The sequence below is a fragment of the Filomicrobium sp. genome (assembly GCF_025698805.1).
In the GTDB taxonomy this organism is placed as follows: Bacteria; Pseudomonadota; Alphaproteobacteria; order Rhizobiales; family Hyphomicrobiaceae; genus Filomicrobium; species Filomicrobium insigne.
This window is the reverse complement of record NZ_JAILWT010000001.1, coordinates 280,321-298,170: the sequence shown is the minus strand read 5'-3', so window position 1 is coordinate 298,170 and position 17,850 is coordinate 280,321. Positions and strand designations below refer to the sequence as shown.

The following is a 17,850-nucleotide window of genomic DNA, read 5'->3' as shown; positions in this document are numbered from 1 at the left end:
TTCAAACCTCCGCATTCGCATTGGCGAGCGCACGATGGAAGACATCGCGATGGGACGCGTCGGGCTCTCCTCCGTGGGTCCGCTGAAACGCAGTGACAAACAAATCTTCAGGAGCCCGTTCTGAAAGGCGCACGATGGGGCCGCTCGCAACAGTGTCCGTCGGGGCGTCAGGACGCGGGCTGACCTTGAGATCGACGAGCCGCACAGGAAAGCTCTCGGCAACCCGATCTGCTTCAGCGCGGAAACCAGCGCTCAAACCTTCGTGGTTCAGCCGCACATGCACGAACGGACGTTGATTGATGGGAAGGTCCGGGTCCAGATCAAGGGCCTTAAAATGATCGCCGAGGTCGTCGAGCCGGATGTCTCCCTTTTCCGGCAAGCGCAAAAACGGAACGGGGCGCGTCAGTTCAATATGCTCGATTGACGTCACACCGCGATCACCGAGCGTCAAAAGCGTAACGCCGTGGCGATAGGGTTGCTCGGTGGCAGAAAGCGGAATGAGCGAGCCACTGTAGCGCACGCGATCGCCTTTGAAGGTTTGCAGCTTATGCAAATGCCCGAGCGCGACATAACAGGCATCCGCCGGAAATATATCTGGGGCTACGGCATGCTGTCCGCCGACCAGAATGCGTCGTTCCGCGCCTTCGGATTCGGTGCCACCCGCCACATGAAGATGCCCGGTCATAACCAGGGGCAATCCGCGCGTTATCGGCCGCGCCGCATCCATCAAGTCTTCATAGAGAGCGTGGGTCGCACGTGCGATGGACGAACCGTCTTCCTCTTTTTGGCGAGGTAACGTCGGAAGACATGCCGGCGTCGGATAGGAGACGGCGAGCACATGCGCCGCGATCTCGCCGGTCGTCGAAGGTAGCGGTACCACATGCCGCGCGATGTCAATCTGCCCGTTGATGCGTCGAACGTTGCCGACAACGTGCACGCCAATCCCGCCAAGGAGGACGCGCGGTGCTTCCAATCGGCCTGCCGCGTCGTGATTTCCTGCGGTCACGACGATGCGTAGGCTCGGCCGTGCTTGATGCAACTTAACGAGGGTCTCATAAAACAGCCGCTGTGCTTCGCCGGAAGGGTTCTGACTATCGAACACGTCGCCGGCGATGATCAGCGCATCGACCTCACGTTCGGTGACGATCCCGACAAGCTCGTCGAGCACGGCGCGATGCTCATGATCGCGTGCATACCCTCGCAGCGTCTGCCCGATGTGCCAGTCAGCTGTGTGAATGATCCGCATAAGCCCTCTTGAAGCTACGTCCGACGAAAGCCGCCGTCTCTGCAGCAAGCGATTCAAGGAGAGAACAAAACAGAAACATGACGAAAAATTGGCGTAAAATCAAGCCCCTCGCTCCTGTTCTTCCCAACTGTCATTGCCTGAGCCGATGATTTCAGGGTTCACACGAGCGCACGCCTCCTAAGGCGCAGATACACCAAGCTGATGCAACTATTCAGGAAGCCTACGCACAGGTTTTAATCCCAGTTCGGCCTAATCACGCGTATATGAGGCTGTGGAGTCGCAGCAACCTCAAGCGGCCGTGGCAATGAACATCCTGATCTTTACATTCGGATCTCGTGGAGATGTGCAGCCGTACGTGGCGTTGGGCACGGCTCTGCGTCGTGGCGGACACCAAGTTTGTTTGTCGACCGGCCAGGGTTTCGACGACATGATTGCCGCGCATGGCCTCACCGCAGCGCCATTGAGCATCAATTATCGCGAACTCATCGATACGCCTGAAGCGCAGGCGGCCTTTCGCTCGATGTCCGGAAAATTCCGCGCCATGCGGGCTTTCAAGGATGTCGTTTGCGAGCAATTCCGGGAAATGTGGGAACTCTCGCGCGAAGTCCGTCCGGATGTCATCATCTACCATCCCAAGGGTTTCATCGCACAGGACATAGCAGCAGCGCTGGGCGCGGTCGCCATCCCCACAACCTTACAGCCCAGTTATGTGGCGACGAGCGAGTTTCCCAATCCGTTCCTGCCATTCACGAACCTTGGTGCGTTCGGTAACAAGCTCTCGCACCATTTTATCGAGCGGCTAACGTTTTGGGCGCAGCGCAATATGGAAGGCCGTTGGAGAAAGGAAATGCCGGCACGCGCCAACAGCACGACCCGCGGCACATTCTTCGGCGGCCACGATCCGGAGGGCCGAACGGTCCCGCGGCTGCACGGGTATAGTTCTATAATCGTCAATCGCCCCAGGGATTGGACAGCACGAGAACACATCACAGGCTATTGGTTTTTCGAACCCAATACGGACTGGGAGCCCGCGAAAGATCTGCACCGTTTTCTGGCGACCGGTCCACCGCCTGTCTATGTCGGCTTCGGCAGCATGCCGGCAGCGGATGCTCAATCCCAAACCGGTATGGTCATTGAAGCGCTCAGGCAGGCGGGCCAACGCGCTATACTCGCAACGGGGTGGGGTGGACTAAAGCCCTTGGCCGGCTCAGCCAACGACGTGCTTTTCCTCGACGTTGCCCCGCATGATTGGCTGTTCCAGCGCTGCGCGGCGGTCGTTCATCACGGCGGCGCCGGTACGACCCATGAGGGTTTGCGCTGGGGGCGCCCGACCGTCATCTGTCCGCTTGGTGTAGACCAGCCCTACTGGGGCCGCCGCGTGAATGCCTTGGGCGCAGGGCCGCCGCCTCTGCCGCAAAAGAGCTTGAATGTAGCCGATCTCTCCCGAGCCATCGGCGAGGCTCTGAAGCCCGACACGGTCGCGCGCGCCGCAAAATTGGGTGAAGCCATCCGCGCCGAAGGAGGCGCGGATGCAGCAGCAGCCGTTGTGAACGGATTTGTTGTTGGGGCCGGTCGTCCCCATGCGAGTTAAGAGGGAGTTCAGATGGGGTGGATGGAAATCGCAAGCTTTGCGGTGGTTGCCGCCTTGCTCGTTATGTCTCCGGGACCCAACGGTCTCTTGATCGCTAAGACTGTCCCCTCTTCCGGACGCAGCGCCGGATTCGCTAACGTGGCGGGGTTCGTGGCGGCCTTCTATGTGCATGGGGCCCTGTCAATTCTCGGCATCTCCATAATTCTCGTACGCTCCGCCGAGGCCTTCTGGACCTTGAAGATGCTCGGAGCGGCCTATCTGATCTGGCTGGGCTTGAGAGCGCTGCGAGATGCCTGGCGCGGCCTGCCGCCGGTGCCTGTCACAGACGCCAGCAGAAGGCGCGCGATGTGGACTGCCTTTGCTGAAGGTTTTCTGACGAACGCGCTTAATCCTAAAGTTGCGATGTTCTATCTTGCGGCATTCCCGCAGTTCATTTCGGCGGCGAATGGGCTGACGCCGAGTTCGGTCGTGGACGTGACGCTTCTTCTGGTCACCATCCATGCCGCGTTAAATGTTGTCTGATTCTCTTCGATGATTGTGCTCTTTGCGCGTATGGCTGGGTTGGCACGTCGCGGCTCAATCCGCCGCTGGCTGAAGGCGGTCACTGGAGTGGTGTTCGTAGGCTTTGGAGTAAAGCTGGCGCTGTTGAGGACCTGACCCCACAAGCCTGCGAGAGCCGATAGCTTCGCTAGGCCTCACAATCGCGTATTCATGCGCCGTACACGGCTCGCCATTTGCCGCATCACGTAGAGCGAGAAGTGAGGATTGTTGCTCACCAGCTTTACGAATGCGTTCGTATCGATGACCGCAACTTCGGTAGCAGCCTTCGCGATGGCATCGGCGCTGCGGAGGGCGTGTTCAATTAAGGCCATCTCGCCGAATATGCCGTGCAGCCCAACGGTCTCCAGTACTGTTTGTCCAAGCGTGATGTCGACCTTCCCTTCGAGCACGACATACATTGCCTGTCCGGCCTCGCCTTCTTGAAAGATTTTCTCGCCCGCACGAAAGCGCTTGAGCGGGATAAGGAACTTCTCAAAAAATCCGAAATCGAATGGTACGTCGGTCATGCTACCCTCGTATGCCATTACCGAGTTGAGAATAGCGTCGGAACTGGTGAGTGTCTTCCGACTCCGTTACGAGTGCAGTCCCTACACTTAATCGGAAGCAGACGAGACGATTATGAGAGCTATCAAATACGTCGTTGCAGTAGTTGTGATGTTGACGGCTTCGCAAGCTTGGGCTGCTGAAGATGAGGACGTCACGAAAGGCAGGCAGCTGGCTGAGCGCCTGTGTTCCCGATGCCATGCTGTCGGACCTCAAGGAGATAGCCCCTTCGAACCGGCACCACCCTTCCGCGCGCTTGTAGAGAAATGGCCGGATACTGAAGTTCTGGCCGAGGCCCTGGCGGAAGGTATCAATGTCGGCCATCCTGCTATGCCGGAATTCGTGCTCCAGCCGCATGAGATTGGCGACCTTCTCAGCTATCTGGAAACGCTGAAGAAGTGATCTTCAGACTCATGCAGTCGGCGGAAAGATCAAAAAGAAGATGGCGAGCGTCAGAACGGACAAAAGCGTGCTGATGAGAATGACGGACGATGTCCGCGCCACGTAAATCCCGTAAGCTTGGGCCATCACGAAACTGCCAGACCCCGTCGGCAAAGCCGCCATCAGAACGGCGACGTTTGTCCAGAGCTGATCCATCGGGAAGAAGAAAAAGATCAGGGCTGCGGTGAGAACGGGCTGAAGCAGCAGCTTCATAGCCGTCATTGAAGACACTTCGCCGAGGCCCTCGCTCATCGGACGGCCCACAAGAAACAATCCGATAGAGAACAACGCACAAGGACCGGCTGCCGCGCCGAGGATGCGTGTGAAAGCTTCGACAGGCTCCGCCATGGCGACGCCGGTCGTGGCCCAGAGGCCGCCGAGAACCGGAGCCACGAACAGCGGATTTTTAAACAGTGCCACGAAGACGTCCCGGACGATCGCGCCTCTGTCGTCCTTCTGGCCGATTTCGATAAGGGTTGCCGCGATCCCAATGACGACCGCGGTATTGATAACGGTGGCGAGAATGGCGGGAAGGGCCGCGGCCTCGCCATAAGCCGTGATGGCGAGCGGTATCCCCATGTAGCCGGTGTTGCCGTAAACGCAGTTCATTCCATGCATGCCGCCTTCAGCCAGACCGCGGCCGAAGAAAACGCGCGCAACGACAAGCGCGAGGGCCCAAATCAAGAGCAGCCCAATGATGTATGCGGCCAGGAAAGCGCCGTTGAACAGAACGGCGAGATCCACTTTCGCCATGGCGTGGAACAGGAACACCGGCAGCGCGACCCAGTAAACGAAGCGATTGAGCGCTTCGCTGCTATCGGGGCCAAGCAGCTTGAAATATCCGCTGAAATATCCGGCCGCGACAATGGCGAACACCGGAAATAGAACGTTGAATATGGGTTCCATGAGGCGGGCGTAACCTCTGCGTTTGCGTCAATGGCAGGAAGGCTACCAGCCCGCCCCGATTGGCCGTACCCGTACTTTAGAGGATAAATTTTGAAAGGTCGGAATCTTTCGCGAGTTCCCCCACGTGCTTTTCAACGTAGCTCGCGTCAACCGTAATGGTTTCACCCGGTCGATCCGAAGCCTCGAAGGAAATGTTGTCCAGCACGCGCTCCATCACGGTTTGCAAACGCCGGGCCCCGATATTTTCCACGGACGAATTGACGGCCACCGCAGTGTCTGCCAGCGCGTCTATGGCGTCGTCGGTAAAGACGAGCGTCAAGTCCTCCGTCGCCATGAGCGCCACGTATTGCTTGATGAGGCTCGCCTCCGGCTCCGTGAGGATGCGCCGCATGTCGTCGCGGGTGAGGGCCGTCAACTCTACGCGGATAGGAAGACGTCCCTGCAACTCGGGCAACAGGTCAGAGGGCTTGGCGACGTGAAAAGCGCCTGACGCGATAAACAGGATATGGTCTGTCTTCACCGGACCATGCTTGGTTGCGACCGTCGTGCCTTCAATCAGTGGTAAGAGGTCGCGCTGTACGCCTTCGCGGCTGACATCCGCGCTTCCACGGCCGCCATCGCTGCGCGAGCAGATTTTATCGATCTCATCGAGAAACACGATCCCATTGTCCTCGACCGCTCGGATCGCTTCCTGCGTGATCTCCTCTGTATCGAGAAGACGATCGCTTTCCTCGGCGACAAGAATGTCATAGCTGTCCGCCACCATCACGCGCCGTTTCTTGGTGCGCCCTCCGAAGGCCTTGCCCAGCATGTCGCCGATATTTATGGCCCCGATCGAACTTCCAGGCTGACCCGGGATCTCGAACATCGGAAGGCCGCCTGAGGTGTCGGTCACTTCGATTTCGATTTCTTTGTCATTGAGTTCGTTGTTGCGCAGCCGCCGCCGAAAAGCTTCGCGAGTGGAGGATTGCGCACCTGGACCGACGAGGGCATCCAGCACGCGCTCTTCTGCCAACTTGTCAGCTTTTGCCCGCACTTCCTTGCGTTTGACTTCGCGCACCAAAGCGATGCCGACTTCGACCAGATCCCGGACTATGCTCTCTACGTCGCGGCCGACGTAGCCGACTTCTGTGAACTTGGTCGCTTCAACCTTCAGGAAGGGAGCGCCCGCGAGACGTGCCAAACGCCGAGAAATTTCGGTTTTACCCACGCCGGTTGGACCGATCATCAAGATATTCTTTGGCAGCACTTCGTCCTTTAACTCGCCGATGAGCTGCTGACGCCGCCAGCGGTTCCGGAGTGCAATAGCGACAGCGCGTTTTGCATCGTTTTGCCCGACAATATAGCGATCGAGTTCAGAGACGATTTCGCGGGGAGAGAAGTTTGTCATCGCGTGGGATGTTACTCCTGAAAGGTGTGAGCCAGGCCGTCAGTGAGTTGAGGCCAGCTTTAATCCGATGATCGAAAAAACGAGCACGCCAAGCAGCGCCAGCCTTACCGTACCGGTTGGCTCGTCGTAAAAGGCTGCGCCGATCAATGCCGTTCCCGCTGCCCCGATGCCGGTCCACACCGCATACGCGGTGCCAAGCGGAATGGACTCGGTGCCCGAGATCGACCGTTGCAAAAGATAGAGACTTACGAGGCCGATGCCGATGAAGCCAAGTGTCGGCCACAACCGGGTCATTCCGTCAGTGTAGCGAAACAGAGTCGTTGCTACGATTTCACAGGCGCCCGCCGCCATTAGAAACAGCCAAGCCATGGCTTGTTTACTCCTCGTGTGAAGACGAATGCCTCTAAACGCTGGATTCGAGGCTCTCGACCACAACGTTGTCGTTTGTATAGACGCAGACCTCAGACGCGATCGCCATGCTTCGGCGGCATATGGTTTCTGCATCGAGCGGCTGATCCAGAAGCGCGCGCGCTGCGCACAACGCATAATTGCCGCCTGAGCCGATGCCCATCACATGCTTTTCCGGTTCAAGCACATCACCGGTTCCCGTGAGCACCAGAGTCGTTTCCTTATCGGCAACGATCATCATCGCCTCTAACCGCCGGAGATAGCGGTCGGTACGCCAATCCTTCGCGAGCTCCACGCACGCCCGCATAAGCTGGCCCGGATATTGCTCGAGTTTGGCTTCGAGACGTTCGAACAAGGTAAACGCGTCGGCGGTTGCACCGGCGAAACCGCCGATGACATCGCCTTTGCCAAGCCGCCGCACTTTGCGCGCGTTGGCCTTGATAATGGTCTGTCCAAGGCTGACCTGACCGTCGCCGGCGACGACGACTCGGCCATCCTTACGAACAGTAAGGATAGTTGTTGCATGCCACGACATGGTGCTGGGAGGATCTTTCGGCTGATCGTTCATGAGAAGTTTAACGCGATTAGGGGAAACTGACGGGGAGTTTCAAGTGGCAGGCTAAGTAAGGCTGCCCCAGCTGTGGCCTAGAAGAGGTGGCCACAAGCTGATAAACGCTTCACAAACCCGATGCAATGAGCCGCTGAAGAGGGGCCTTTTCCGTGACTGCAAAGACCAGGCGCCAGGCGACAATCTCGCGCAATACCAAAGAAACCGAGATCACCGCGACCATTAACCTCGATGGTTCGGGGGCCTATGACATTGTGACAGGTGTTGGTTTTCTCGATCACATGATCGAGCAACTCGCGCGGCATTCGCTGATCGATATCACCCTGCGCGCCAAGGGCGATCTTCACATCGACTACCACCACACCGCCGAAGACAGCGGTATCGTTCTAGGCCAGGCCTTTGCCGAAGCTCTGGGCGATAAGAAGGGCATCACCCGCTACGCCGACGTCCACCTGCCGATGGACGAGGCGTTGACCCGCGTTGCCGTCGACGTGTCTGGCCGTCCCTTTTTGGTTTGGAAGGTGAATTTCACCCGCGACAAGCTCGGCGAGATGGACACCGAGCTCTTCCGCGAGTGGTTCCAGGCGTTTGCGCAGAACGCAGGCATCACATGCCACGTTGAGAACCTTTACGGCGATAATAACCATCATATCGCCGAGACCTGTTACAAAGGGCTGGCGCGGGCTTTGCGGCAGGCAATCACTCTTGATCCGCGCCAGGAAGGCCGCGTCCCCTCAACGAAGGGAACGCTGACCGCATGATTCTATCGTTGTGGCGTTTGGGAGAGTCTTCGCGCGTGTTGGCTTTCACCGTACACGAACCGCCCAATCCCCCCGCCGCCTCCATCGAGCGGGCGGAACGGCTGGTGTTCACCAAAGACGGTTTCAGTTTTGCTGCGCTACTCCTCGGCCCGATCTGGCTCCTTTTGAACCGTATGTGGATCGTTTTGGCGATTTATGTCGTCATCGCTTTCGGGATCGGTGCGGTGCTGGAATTGCTCAAGGTCCCTCACATCTGGGCAACTTTGACCGGCTTGGCTTTGAACTTCCTCATTGCGTTGGAAGGGGATTCGCTGCGGCGTTGGACGTTGGAGCGGCGTGGCTGGCAGTTCGTCGGTACCGTCGTCGGCCGCACAACCGCCGAATGCGAGCGTCGCTTCTTTGAGAACTGGCTACCCGCACAATCGGCGCAGCGTGTACAGCCGGCCACGGTCGGGAGCGTTCCTGCGATGGCGCCTCTTTCGCCTGCGGCACACGATCTGGGCGCAGCCGCTGTCGAACCACCGCCGCTCCCCATGATGGTGCCCCCGCAGCAAGACGATAGCCAGGACCGCCGTTGGCGGCTGTTCGGCCGTAGAAACTGATTCACCGAATGCAAAACGCTGTCATTATCGACTATGGGTCCGGCAACCTGCACTCTGCCGGGAAGGCCCTGGAACGTGCCGCGCGCGAAAGCGGATCGGAGTTCCGTGTGCAAGTCACGGCCAAACCCGACGACGTCGCCGCTGCAGACCGTATCGTCCTGCCCGGTGTGGGGGCCTTCGCTGATTGCATGAAGGGCCTCATCGCCGTTCCGGGTATGCGCGAAGCGCTCGAAAAGGCCGTTATTTCAGAGGGTAAGCCCTTCCTCGGCATCTGCGTTGGTATGCAGTTGCTCGCAACGCGCGGTCAGGAGTTCGGCGTGACGGAAGGCTTCGGCTGGATTCCGGGAGAGGTCCGCGCGTTGGAGCCGTCAGACCCCGCGCTCAAGATTCCGCATATGGGCTGGAATACGCTGAACGTGCTGCGCCCGCACCCGCTGCTGAAAGATATCGAAACGGGCCCGAACGGTTTGCACGCCTATTTCGTGCACTCCTATCATCTGGTCCCGGAGCGGCCTGATGATGTGGTTGCCGAGACCGACTACGGGGGGCCGGTCACGGCTATTGTTGGCAGGGACAATATCGTCGGCACGCAATTCCATCCGGAAAAGAGCCAGACGCTGGGCCTGAAATTGCTGGCCAACTTCCTCAGCTGGCGGCCCTGAAATCAGCGAGCGTTTCCTCGGCACCGCCAAAACCTTCGACGATCGCGTCAGCCTCTGCATCACGCTGCGAGAAGGCGACCACATTGGCGCCGGTCCCTTCGGCTGTCACTGCAGCAGCGGCGCCACGGCGGCGAAACCAGCGGATCGAGGTGTTGGTCAGCACGGCGGGATCTTCAACCGCTTGGATCAGAAGGCCGTCTTCGTCGCCGAGCAGCCAGCTCAACCGAGCTTCGATGTCTTCCTGCGAATCGTCCGTCGTCAAATACCAGATCTGTTCCAGTGGACGCGCCCACCGCACACCGAGACCCATGATGATTTCAGCGAGAGCGTGCTTCTTGGCGTTCGGATTGGCGAGGTCGTAGGAGATCAGATAAGTGCGCATCGCGGGCTTCCTTCGGGGGCGGGGGTTGGGCATTTACGCGATACTGAGAGATGTTCCGTGTTCGAAGAACATAAAAAGAACATCTCATGAATCGCGGACCTCGTCCAGAGAAAGTTCAGGATTTGTTCTCAACGTTCTCAAGCACGCTGAGAGGCACGCAGTCACTCAAACAAACCCAGCTGCGCGGGATGGTTGTTCGAACGCGGAATGGACCGGTGATTGCCGAAGTCGACGCGGTCGATGAGTTCGGGATAGCGCTCTGCGAAGACCTTGCGCGCCCGCTCGCGGCTGGCCGGAAAGCGCCTCCCCTCCCAGATCTCGTAAAGCCGTCGCGGGTCGCAGTCATAGCGGCGCAGAATATCCACGCGCCGAACTCTCAGCCAGCGCGCAATCCAGATGTCGACAGCATCGGCTTCGCTAAGCGGCCCCTTAGGGGCTAGCGGGAACGAACTGACGCGAGACTCAAGCAGGGTGGACATGACTCGAACTTGCGGATGAACGAAAGACTGGTAAGAAGCGCTCAGAGTTGCTGACTTCGATCATGAATAAAGAAGAACAAAATAGCAATTCAATGACGGACGCTGCATATCGTGGCGCCAACTCAAGACACTCCAATCTCCCGAATAGCGAAGGCGAATCCCGGTGATCCTGTTTCCTGCCATCGACCTGAAAGACGGCCAATGCGTGCGGCTCAAGCTTGGCGAAATGGACGACGCGACCGTCTTCAATGACGATCCCGCGGCGCAAGCCCGCAGCTTCCAGGATCAGGGGTTTGAGTGGCTGCATATCGTCGATCTGAACGGCGCCTTCGCGGGCAAGCCGGTCAACGCGCCCGCAGTGGACGCCATCCTGGCCGCTTTGACCATCCCGGCCCAGCTCGGTGGCGGCATCCGCGATATGGCCACCATCGAGGCCTGGCTGGAAAAGGGGATCAAGCGCGTGATCCTCGGAACGATTGCGGTGCGCAATCCGGATCTGGTCCGCGAAGCGTGTCGCGCGTTCCCGGGCCGCATCGCCGTAGGGATCGACGCCAAGGGCGGCAGGGTCGCCGTTGAAGGCTGGGCGGAAACGTCAGAATTGACCGCCATCGAATTGGCATCCCGCTTTGAAGATGCCGGTGTGGCGGCGATCATCTACACCGACATCGAACGCGACGGCGTGTTGAAGGGCCTCAACCTGCCCGCAACCGCCGAGCTGGCTCGCTCCACGACGATCCCCGTCATCGCGTCCGGCGGTCTGGCGTCCATTGAAGATGTGCGCGCCCTGCTCAAGCCGGAATACGCCATGCTCGCCGGCGCCATCACCGGCCGCGCTCTCTACGACGGCCGTATCGACCCAGCCGAAGCCTTGGCGCTTCTGAAGGCGGCGTGATCTAGAACGCCGGGTGGCGCGCACAATGAGCTGGAAGCTGATTGTTAAGTGCAACCGCATTAGGCATCTGCCTGCGGACTGGCCGATCGTGTCGCATCAATGAAGCGAAGAGGCTGGGGCAGAGTGATTTTTCAGTATTCAGCAGAAGTGTTCGTTGATGCCTCCGATGGGCTTCGCCGTGTGTGGTCGGCTGTGGAGGTTTATCTAAAAAACGCCGTTGCTAATTCGCCCAGTCTCTCGGGCCTGCCGGTAACAATACGCTATGTACCGATCGCCATGCCTGAAATCACGCGAGGGCGTTATCCCGAGCGCTCGAAGTTGCGCAAGGAGGAACGTCTGTATGACTGCGCGCCTCAGCTCGACTATGATGTCTTTGTTCGAGGGACCTTTGAACAGCAGCTTCGAGAGTACCTGCGGGGCTTTGCGTTGTCGGTGCCGTACTTGGCCGATCTCGGCGCTACCCAAGAGCAGATCGAAGAGTTTGAGGCGATCCTAGCGGATGCGGTTGAGCGCATCATCGCCGAAAGGCCAGAGCAAACGCGGCACTAACGGTCCTCGCTGGTTAGAAATTCGAGCCGACCTTGGCGAGGCAGCGCGGATCAGGCGACAACCACCTCCCGAAATCGTAAAGGATGATGGCTCTCGGCGCTAACGCCAAGGTAACCTCTCGCGGCATCCATCTTCATCTCTCCTGGGGCACCCATGTCCAGCATTGCCATTCCGGCCAGCGTTGCGCCGATCCTGCTCCTGACAATCTCCAATATCTTCATGACGTTCGCCTGGTACGGCCACCTCAACTATAAGAGCTGGCCGCTGTGGCTCGTCGTGATTGCGAGCTGGGGCATAGCGTTTTTCGAATATTGCTTCGCAGTGCCCGCCAACCGGATTGGTCACGAAGTCTATTCGGCCGCTGAATTGAAGACGATCCAGGAAGTCATCACGCTCACTGTTTTCGCGGGCTTCTCGATCTGGTTTTTAAAAGAACCGCTGACCATCAACCACGCCATCGGCTTTGGCCTCATCATCGCTGGCGCCTTTTTTGTGTTCCACGGCCCGATCCGTTGAGGTATGCCCAGCTCCATGACCTTGAAAACGCGCATTATCCCTTGCCTTGACGTCCATGCTGGCCGTGTCGTCAAAGGCGTCAATTTCGTCGATCTCATTGATGCGGGCGATCCTGTCGAAGCCGCAGCTGCTTATGACGAGGCGGGCGCCGATGAGCTTTGCTTTCTCGACATCACCGCAAGCCACGAGAACCGCGACACGATTTTCGACATTGTCGAGCGTACGGCTGAGCGCTGCTTCATGCCGCTGACCGTCGGCGGCGGCGTGCGCACCGTGGAGGACATCCGCCGTTTGTTGGAAGCCGGTGCTGACAAAGTTTCGATTAACACCGCCGCCGTGACGAACCGCCAGTTCGTCAAAGAGGGGTCCGAAAAGTTCGGCGCGCAGTGCATCGTCGTCGCCATTGATGCCAAGAAGGTCAGCAGTCCCGACGAGCCCCCGCGCTGGCAAATTTTCACTCACGGAGGCCGTAAACCCACCGGCATCGATGCCATCGCCTTTGCCCGCGAAGTGGTCGATCTGGGCGCTGGCGAAATCCTGCTCACCTCCATGGACCGCGACGGCACAAAGGCCGGATTTGATATCGGGCTCACCCGCGCGGTGGCCGATGCCGTCAGTGTGCCTGTGATCGCTTCGGGAGGGGTGGGCACCTTGGAGCATCTGGTCGACGGCGTGCGCGACGGACACGCGAGCGCTGTGCTCGCAGCCTCGATCTTCCACTTCGGAACATATTCCGTCGGCGAAGCGAAGCGTCACATGGCCGAAGCCGGCCTCGCTATGCGCCTCGACGGGATTTGAACGCTCTCCACGTCATCCCGGCATTTATTGCCGGGATCCAACGTGCAGCTAAGCACGGCCTCTTGGGGCCCCAACCGAGTGCCGCGCTGCGCATTCTGGGATCCAATACCCGCGTTGTGAGTTGACACAACGCGGGGGCACATCGCGTGCAATCAACCTAGCTTAAGAGCCGTGTTCGATCACAGGATTGTCATCGAAAGGAAATGCGTGTTTGCCGAGAATCCGTGCACTGCGTCAGGATGCAGCACGGCAAAAACACAATCTGATTAGGTTACTTGGTATAGGAAAGCTCGCGCTCGGAATTAACGAATTGAGTGCAGTAAAAATTAGTTCAAGCGAGGCAACAAATGATCAGAAAGCTATCCATCGCCCTCAGCGCATGCTGCGCCGTTGCTGCGACGGTCGCCACAGTTTCTCCGGCCGCGGTCGCCAGCGAGCCCACCTTTGACGATCGGCGCGAAATTGCATGCTCGATTATCGCGAAGCACGATCGCGATCGCGACGGACGGCTGAACATTTTTGAAGCCAAGCGCGCGGGCAAGAAAGCTTTCAAGACCCTCGACACCAACGGTAACTGGACGCTTCAGTATCCGGAAGTGGGTAGTCGCATCAGCCCGGCTGCCTTCGATCGTTACGATCGCATCAAGATTCGCGGCATGGACCGGATCGAGTGGACCCGACTTGTCAAAGCGCGTTTCCGCGCCGCGAGCCAGGATCGCCGTACGGTCACTTGTGATGATCTGCTGATGAGCCGCGAAGGCCGCGATCTCTTAGCCGTCATCTGGTACTAAGAATTTGCGTCCGAACGGACTGACGAACCATCAACGCCGGCTCAACCGAGCCGGCGTTTTTCGTTTTCATGCCCCAGCGGGGAGTACGAGCCGAATAAAGACCTAGGGAGCCGGTGTCTTATCCTCAAAGAGACACAGATCGCTGATGGGGCAGCGCCAGCATTCTGGCTTGCGAGCCTTGCAGAGATAGCGCCCATGCAGGATCAGCCAATGATGGGCTGCGACGCCGTATTCCTTAGGCACAACGCGCAACAGGTCGTCTTCGACAGCCAGAGGCGTCGTCCCGGCCGATAACCCGATGCGGCGCGCGACGCGATAGACGTGGGTGTCAACCGCCATGGTCGCAGCCCCGAAAGCGACGTTCATCACGACATTGGCCGTCTTGCGCCCCACGCCAGGGAGTGTCTCCAGTGCATCGCGGTCCTGCGGCACCTCGCCGCCGAATTCGTCAATCAACTTCTGGCTAAGAGCGATGACGTTTCGGGCTTTGTTGCGATAAAGTCCGATGGTTTTGATCGCTTCACGCACCCGGTCCTCTCCCAGAGCCAACATTTTCTCTGGCGTATCGGCGATCTTGAACAGGCTACGCGTGGCTTTGTTGACGCCAGCATCCGTGGCCTGTGCGGAAAGCACGACAGCGACCAGAAGCGTGAAGGGATTGGAATGCTCCAGCTCACCTTTTGGCTCGGGGGTAATCTCGTGAAAACGTTCAAAGACTTGTTTGATGGCGTCCGGCGACAGAAGTTTTACGCTGCTCTTCGAGCGCTTCGCGCTTTTGCCAGCCTTGCGGGAACTTTTACGTTCCGCTTGGGCTTTCTGCGTTACGGCCCGTCGGGGAGCGGGCTTGGCATCGCCCGGCATATCGGCTTTCATAGGGACTCCTGGGGCAGGTCCTTGAGGATGAGCGCTTAGGCGCGGATGAGACACTGATGACCGAAGCAGCATCGAAAAAGCAAGAGCCGGGGACGTTCAAAGCTGTGCTCTTCCCCTATCGGTCGCTTAGACCGACCGGTTTCCTTATATTGATGACGCTGATCGGGATTACGAGTTTTTCGTTAGGTTTGGTCTTCGCCTTCATGGGGGCGTGGCCCGTCGTCGGCTTTTTCGGCCTCGACGCATTGTTGATCTACTTCGCTTTCAAACTCAACTATCGCGCCGGCCGAGAATACGAGATGGTTGACCTAGATCCGCGTCAGCTTGTGCTGACACGTGTCGACCCCAAAGGACGCCGTGAGATCTTTGACTTCAATACCTACTGGGTCCGAGTCAACCTTCTTGAGGAACATGACGGCCGCACAAGCCTGTCATTGTCCTCCCACGGCAACGAGATCGTCTTCGGCAGTTTCCTGACAGACGATGAACGCAAGGATTTCGCCGTCGCATTACATGATGCCTTGTTGACGGCACGCACTGTGCGTCCGGCGTGAGCGACGGTTCCTCTTCTTTATTTCGCGTTATCTGAGCGGGTCTTCGCTGTGAGGACCCGGGCCACACGGAAGCCTGTGTGGTCATTGCGCGTGGACGCCTTTAGGCGATTCCGGCTTGATGAGCGAAGTGACCGCGGAACATCTGGCCATCCCCCCCCACGGACGACCTTCGGACTTTGCCGGTCCCCGGCGAAGGCGGACCCGTCGCCAGGCGCATCGCTGTAGGTATCCGTCCAGGTATCCTGCACCCATTCCGCGACGTTGCCATGCATGTCGAAAAGACCGAAACGGTTGTCGTCGAATTGGCCAACTTCAACAGTCTTGCCCGCGCACCCCCAATGGTCGAATGAGCAGTGAGCGGCTTTGCGGCCTAGATAGGAGCCCGTTGCATAAGTCGTTGTCGTGCCGGCCCTGCAGCAGTATTCCCATTCGGCCTCGGTAAGCAGCCGGTACGTGTGTCCCGTTTCTTCGCTAAGCCACTCGACATAAGACTGCGCATCCATCCAAGACACGTTGATCACGGGCCGCCGTCCGCGTCCCCAACGTTTGTCCGACGGCTGATGCAAAAGGCCGCCCGCATCGTAGGCCGCATCCCATTCCTCGAAGGTGATGGGATAGAGGCCAACAGCCAGCGCCCGCGGAATGACAACGCGATGTTCGGGCAGCTCTGACGGGTGCGCCTTTTCTTCTCCTGAGCCCATCGTGAACGTGCCACCCGGCACGATAACAAGCTCTGGCGCGATATCGCTGTCCCGGAAGACGTGCCCGATTTTGAGGAGTTCCGTTTTGACGCCGTCGTCGACAGTCACATCGACCTGCGCCAAACCTTCGGAGCGCAGCTTGATGTCCTGCGCATCACCTTCCGCTCGTGCTTTGGTCTGACGGTGAACCTGCTTTTGACCCTCGTCGAGTTCCTGTAGTCGCCCGTGAGCAATGGACGAGTACCGCCCGTGCGGCCAAACTGCGAGGAAGCGCTGATAGGCTTCAACGCTGTCACGCTGGCTCGCCCAAAGCCAATTCGAATGCTCGCGAGCCTCTGACGACAATTGGTGCGCCCGATCACGCGCTAGCTCTCCATAGTAGCCAGGGAAGTGCTCAGCAAATCTTGTAAGCAGCGCGATGTCGCGGGTGTTGCGCAGCCGTTCCCATTCTGCTGCACCGAGTGCCAATGCAAGTTGCCCGGCCATTTCACCGATATTGTTGATGCTGAGCTGAGTGCCTGCTGGAAGCGTCGGTCCGATCGGTGCGTGCGCCGGTACGGATATAGGCGCGGGCGCAGGAGTGTCAGCAGGCCGTTCGCTGCTCACAGGGGCGGTCGCCGTCTTCACCCTCTCAGGGGGACGGGGTGACGCGGTGTCCTGGGCTTGCCGTTGCGGCTGCGAGGAAGGCTGCGGCGTCGGCGTGACGCGCGTCGCTGCAGGCGTTACGCGTAGCTTTGCCGCGACCGCGTGCCCTCCAACGGTGACGGACGGCCGATTACTATCGCTACGTGCAACGGGCGCTGAAGCCCGAGGGCCTTCGCCCAGGGAAGACATATAAAACGGACCCGGGAGATCGGAATGCATCCAGGGACGTTGCGCGCCGCTCGTTGCTGCAAAGACCCGATCCTGGACGTGCGTGAAAACGTCGGTGATCTCGCCTTCATCGTCCGCGAGGCTCTCAAGCAGTGCGCTTGTGAACGGACTATGTTTGCCGGGCGTGTCATATGCAAGCTCGCCCGGGCTGGCGGCGAACGCCACAAACGCGCCCTGCGGAGCTTTGATGTAGGCAAGTCCCGAGCCGCTACGCCCACCAGACCGATAGTCCGTATTGAGCGATCGCGTTGCGCTACGTTGAAAAGGGTTTTCCTGACAGGCGTCAATGAGTGCGACGGAGACACCGGCGCGATCGACCATGCCCTCAAGGATGTTACCGAGGAAGAACGAACGCCGATGCACATGATCTTCAAATTCAATCCGTGCATCCACGGGAAGCAAATAGTTTTGCCCCCAAATATTGGTTCCATGACCGGCAAAGTAGAAAAGAGCTGCCGCGCAGCCCTCCATCTTAACGCGAAAGGCATCCAGAGCGTCTTCCATGGCGCCACGGTTCAGATTTTGCCGGACACTGACGTCCCAGCCCATGCGCTTTAGCGCGCGGCTGACCTCGACGGCATCATTGGCGGCATTGGCGAGAGGCGCCGTGCGCTGATACTCCGAATTTCCGATCACGAGCGCGCAACGCTTTCCGCCTCGGGCCGCTTGCGAACCTGCCATCGCCATACCATCCGTCTGTTTGTGTAATTCCCACTCTGATGACAACTCAAACTGCGATTCGTAATTCTGCGAAAGACGGCGA

At 58.9% G+C, this 17,850-nt stretch carries 21 protein-coding genes and 1 pseudogene; 12 read left to right on the top strand and 10 right to left on the bottom strand.

All coding sequences use genetic code 11. The features are described from left to right. Position 1 precedes the first annotated feature (1 nt). Complete coding sequence (locus K5845_RS01370; RefSeq protein WP_287958103.1) at positions 2-1,246, bottom strand: exonuclease SbcCD subunit D; 1,245 nt, start codon at positions 1,244-1,246, stop codon at positions 2-4. A gap of 304 nt (positions 1,247-1,550) precedes the next feature. On the opposite strand from K5845_RS01370, the gene K5845_RS01365 reads away from it, so the two are divergent. Both K5845_RS01365 and K5845_RS01360 read left to right on the top strand, forming a co-directional pair. Beyond that, on the top strand, positions 1,551-2,837 hold the full coding sequence (locus K5845_RS01365; protein WP_287958102.1) for a glycosyltransferase: 1,287 nt from the start codon (positions 1,551-1,553) through the stop codon (positions 2,835-2,837). 12 nt (positions 2,838-2,849) lie between these two features. Beyond that, positions 2,850-3,494 (top strand): annotated as a pseudogene (locus tag K5845_RS01360) (LysE family translocator). 38 nt (positions 3,495-3,532) lie between these two features. Here K5845_RS01360 and K5845_RS01355 read toward each other — a convergent pair. Then, on the bottom strand, positions 3,533-3,904 hold the full coding sequence (locus K5845_RS01355; protein ID WP_046477574.1) for a Crp/Fnr family transcriptional regulator: 372 nt from the start codon (positions 3,902-3,904) through the stop codon (positions 3,533-3,535). Positions 3,905-4,016: 112 nt separating this feature from the next. Between K5845_RS01355 and K5845_RS01350 the strand changes: the two genes are divergently transcribed. Beyond that, on the top strand, positions 4,017-4,343 hold the full coding sequence (locus K5845_RS01350; protein WP_046477576.1) for a c-type cytochrome: 327 nt from the start codon (positions 4,017-4,019) through the stop codon (positions 4,341-4,343). A gap of 9 nt (positions 4,344-4,352) precedes the next feature. Here the strand turns inward: K5845_RS01350 and K5845_RS01345 are convergent, their stop codons facing one another. From K5845_RS01345 to hslV, 4 genes are all read right to left on the bottom strand, one after another. After that, positions 4,353-5,288, bottom strand: a complete 936-nt coding sequence (locus K5845_RS01345) for an AEC family transporter (protein WP_046477578.1) — start codon at positions 5,286-5,288, stop codon at positions 4,353-4,355. Between the two features lie 76 nt (positions 5,289-5,364). After that, entirely contained in the window at positions 5,365-6,678 is a 1,314-nt protein-coding gene (gene hslU / locus K5845_RS01340; protein ID WP_046477580.1) for an ATP-dependent protease ATPase subunit HslU, read from the bottom strand. A 39-nt stretch (positions 6,679-6,717) separates the two neighbouring features. Next, positions 6,718-7,047, bottom strand: a complete 330-nt coding sequence (locus K5845_RS01335; RefSeq protein WP_046477581.1) for a DMT family transporter — start codon at positions 7,045-7,047, stop codon at positions 6,718-6,720. Between the two features lie 34 nt (positions 7,048-7,081). Continuing rightward, on the bottom strand, positions 7,082-7,621 hold the full coding sequence (hslV, locus tag K5845_RS01330) for an ATP-dependent protease subunit HslV (RefSeq protein ID WP_152025058.1): 540 nt from the start codon (positions 7,619-7,621) through the stop codon (positions 7,082-7,084). Positions 7,622-7,806: 185 nt separating this feature from the next. On the opposite strand from hslV, the gene hisB reads away from it, so the two are divergent. From hisB to hisH, 3 genes are read left to right on the top strand one after another with little or no spacing between them, the layout of a single operon-like run. Then, positions 7,807-8,415 carry an imidazoleglycerol-phosphate dehydratase HisB gene (gene hisB / locus K5845_RS01325; protein ID WP_046477585.1) on the top strand — a complete coding sequence of 203 codons (609 nt, stop codon included), beginning with the start codon at positions 7,807-7,809 and terminating at the stop codon, positions 8,413-8,415. Further along, complete coding sequence (locus tag K5845_RS01320) at positions 8,412-9,017, top strand: DUF2628 domain-containing protein (protein ID WP_287958099.1); 606 nt, start codon at positions 8,412-8,414, stop codon at positions 9,015-9,017. Before hisB ends, K5845_RS01320 begins: the two co-directional genes overlap by 4 nt. A gap of 8 nt (positions 9,018-9,025) precedes the next feature. After that, entirely contained in the window at positions 9,026-9,679 is a 654-nt protein-coding gene (gene hisH, locus K5845_RS01315) for an imidazole glycerol phosphate synthase subunit HisH (protein WP_287958097.1), read from the top strand. Here the strand turns inward: hisH and K5845_RS01310 are convergent. Together K5845_RS01310 and K5845_RS01305 are read right to left on the bottom strand one after the other, a co-directional pair. Further along, on the bottom strand, positions 9,663-10,061 hold the full coding sequence (locus K5845_RS01310) for a hypothetical protein (protein WP_052743759.1): 399 nt from the start codon (positions 10,059-10,061) through the stop codon (positions 9,663-9,665). The genes hisH and K5845_RS01310 overlap by 17 nt on opposite strands. A gap of 161 nt (positions 10,062-10,222) precedes the next feature. Continuing rightward, entirely contained in the window at positions 10,223-10,540 is a 318-nt protein-coding gene (locus K5845_RS01305; protein ID WP_046477590.1) for a hypothetical protein, read from the bottom strand. Positions 10,541-10,703: 163 nt separating this feature from the next. On the opposite strand from K5845_RS01305, the gene hisA reads away from it, so the two are divergent. From hisA to K5845_RS01280, 5 genes are all read left to right on the top strand, one after another. Further along, a complete protein-coding gene (gene hisA / locus K5845_RS01300; protein WP_287958095.1) occupies positions 10,704-11,432 on the top strand; it encodes a 1-(5-phosphoribosyl)-5-[(5-phosphoribosylamino)methylideneamino]imidazole-4-carboxamide isomerase in 729 nt (242 codons plus the stop codon). A 123-nt stretch (positions 11,433-11,555) separates the two neighbouring features. Then, positions 11,556-11,981: a hypothetical protein gene (locus tag K5845_RS01295; RefSeq protein WP_287958093.1), complete on the top strand. Its 426-nt coding sequence runs from the start codon at positions 11,556-11,558 to the stop codon at positions 11,979-11,981. Positions 11,982-12,134: 153 nt separating this feature from the next. Continuing rightward, complete coding sequence (locus K5845_RS01290) at positions 12,135-12,497, top strand: DMT family protein (RefSeq protein WP_172655254.1); 363 nt, start codon at positions 12,135-12,137, stop codon at positions 12,495-12,497. Between the two features lie 15 nt (positions 12,498-12,512). Then, entirely contained in the window at positions 12,513-13,295 is a 783-nt protein-coding gene (gene hisF / locus K5845_RS01285; protein WP_287958091.1) for an imidazole glycerol phosphate synthase subunit HisF, read from the top strand. Positions 13,296-13,642: 347 nt separating this feature from the next. Further along, on the top strand, positions 13,643-14,086 hold the full coding sequence (locus K5845_RS01280) for a penta-EF hand family protein (RefSeq protein ID WP_287958089.1): 444 nt from the start codon (positions 13,643-13,645) through the stop codon (positions 14,084-14,086). Positions 14,087-14,188: 102 nt separating this feature from the next. Here the strand turns inward: K5845_RS01280 and nth are convergent, their stop codons facing one another. Then, entirely contained in the window at positions 14,189-14,959 is a 771-nt protein-coding gene (gene nth, locus K5845_RS01275; protein WP_046477601.1) for an endonuclease III, read from the bottom strand. 56 nt (positions 14,960-15,015) lie between these two features. Here nth and K5845_RS01270 point away from each other — a divergent pair, with 56 nt between their 5' ends. Next, complete coding sequence (locus tag K5845_RS01270; RefSeq protein ID WP_287958088.1) at positions 15,016-15,513, top strand: DUF2244 domain-containing protein; 498 nt, start codon at positions 15,016-15,018, stop codon at positions 15,511-15,513. A 17-nt stretch (positions 15,514-15,530) separates the two neighbouring features. Here K5845_RS01270 and K5845_RS01265 read toward each other — a convergent pair whose 3' ends face one another. After that, positions 15,531-17,768 carry an SUMF1/EgtB/PvdO family nonheme iron enzyme gene (locus tag K5845_RS01265; protein ID WP_287958086.1) on the bottom strand — a complete coding sequence of 746 codons (2,238 nt, stop codon included), beginning with the start codon at positions 17,766-17,768 and terminating at the stop codon, positions 15,531-15,533. Between the last annotated feature and the right edge of the window lie 82 nt (positions 17,769-17,850).

What these genes read in the sequence shown, in the direction of transcription:
- K5845_RS01290 (WP_172655254.1), top strand. Translation starts at nt 12,135, where the DNA reads ATGTCCAGCATTGCCATTCCGGCCAGCGTTGCGCCGATCCTGCTCCTG.
- K5845_RS01345 (WP_046477578.1), bottom strand. Translation starts at nt 5,288, where the DNA reads ATGGAACCCATATTCAACGTTCTATTTCCGGTGTTCGCCATTGTCGCG.
- K5845_RS01310 (WP_052743759.1), bottom strand. Translation starts at nt 10,061, where the DNA reads ATGCGCACTTATCTGATCTCCTACGACCTCGCCAATCCGAACGCCAAG.
- K5845_RS01335 (WP_046477581.1), bottom strand. Translation starts at nt 7,047, where the DNA reads ATGGCTTGGCTGTTTCTAATGGCGGCGGGCGCCTGTGAAATCGTAGCA.
- K5845_RS01355 (WP_046477574.1), bottom strand. Translation starts at nt 3,904, where the DNA reads ATGACCGACGTACCATTCGATTTCGGATTTTTTGAGAAGTTCCTTATC.
- nth (WP_046477601.1), bottom strand. Translation starts at nt 14,959, where the DNA reads ATGAAAGCCGATATGCCGGGCGATGCCAAGCCCGCTCCCCGACGGGCC.
- hslU (WP_046477580.1), bottom strand. Translation starts at nt 6,678, where the DNA reads ATGACAAACTTCTCTCCCCGCGAAATCGTCTCTGAACTCGATCGCTAT.
- hisF (WP_287958091.1), top strand. Translation starts at nt 12,513, where the DNA reads ATGACCTTGAAAACGCGCATTATCCCTTGCCTTGACGTCCATGCTGGC.
- hisH (WP_287958097.1), top strand. Translation starts at nt 9,026, where the DNA reads ATGCAAAACGCTGTCATTATCGACTATGGGTCCGGCAACCTGCACTCT.
- K5845_RS01370 (WP_287958103.1), bottom strand. Translation starts at nt 1,246, where the DNA reads ATGCGGATCATTCACACAGCTGACTGGCACATCGGGCAGACGCTGCGA.
- K5845_RS01365 (WP_287958102.1), top strand. Translation starts at nt 1,551, where the DNA reads ATGAACATCCTGATCTTTACATTCGGATCTCGTGGAGATGTGCAGCCG.
- hslV (WP_152025058.1), bottom strand. Translation starts at nt 7,621, where the DNA reads ATGTCGTGGCATGCAACAACTATCCTTACTGTTCGTAAGGATGGCCGA.
- K5845_RS01270 (WP_287958088.1), top strand. Translation starts at nt 15,016, where the DNA reads ATGACCGAAGCAGCATCGAAAAAGCAAGAGCCGGGGACGTTCAAAGCT.
- K5845_RS01280 (WP_287958089.1), top strand. Translation starts at nt 13,643, where the DNA reads ATGATCAGAAAGCTATCCATCGCCCTCAGCGCATGCTGCGCCGTTGCT.
- K5845_RS01265 (WP_287958086.1), bottom strand. Translation starts at nt 17,768, where the DNA reads ATGGCAGGTTCGCAAGCGGCCCGAGGCGGAAAGCGTTGCGCGCTCGTG.
- K5845_RS01305 (WP_046477590.1), bottom strand. Translation starts at nt 10,540, where the DNA reads ATGTCCACCCTGCTTGAGTCTCGCGTCAGTTCGTTCCCGCTAGCCCCT.
- K5845_RS01350 (WP_046477576.1), top strand. Translation starts at nt 4,017, where the DNA reads ATGAGAGCTATCAAATACGTCGTTGCAGTAGTTGTGATGTTGACGGCT.
- K5845_RS01320 (WP_287958099.1), top strand. Translation starts at nt 8,412, where the DNA reads ATGATTCTATCGTTGTGGCGTTTGGGAGAGTCTTCGCGCGTGTTGGCT.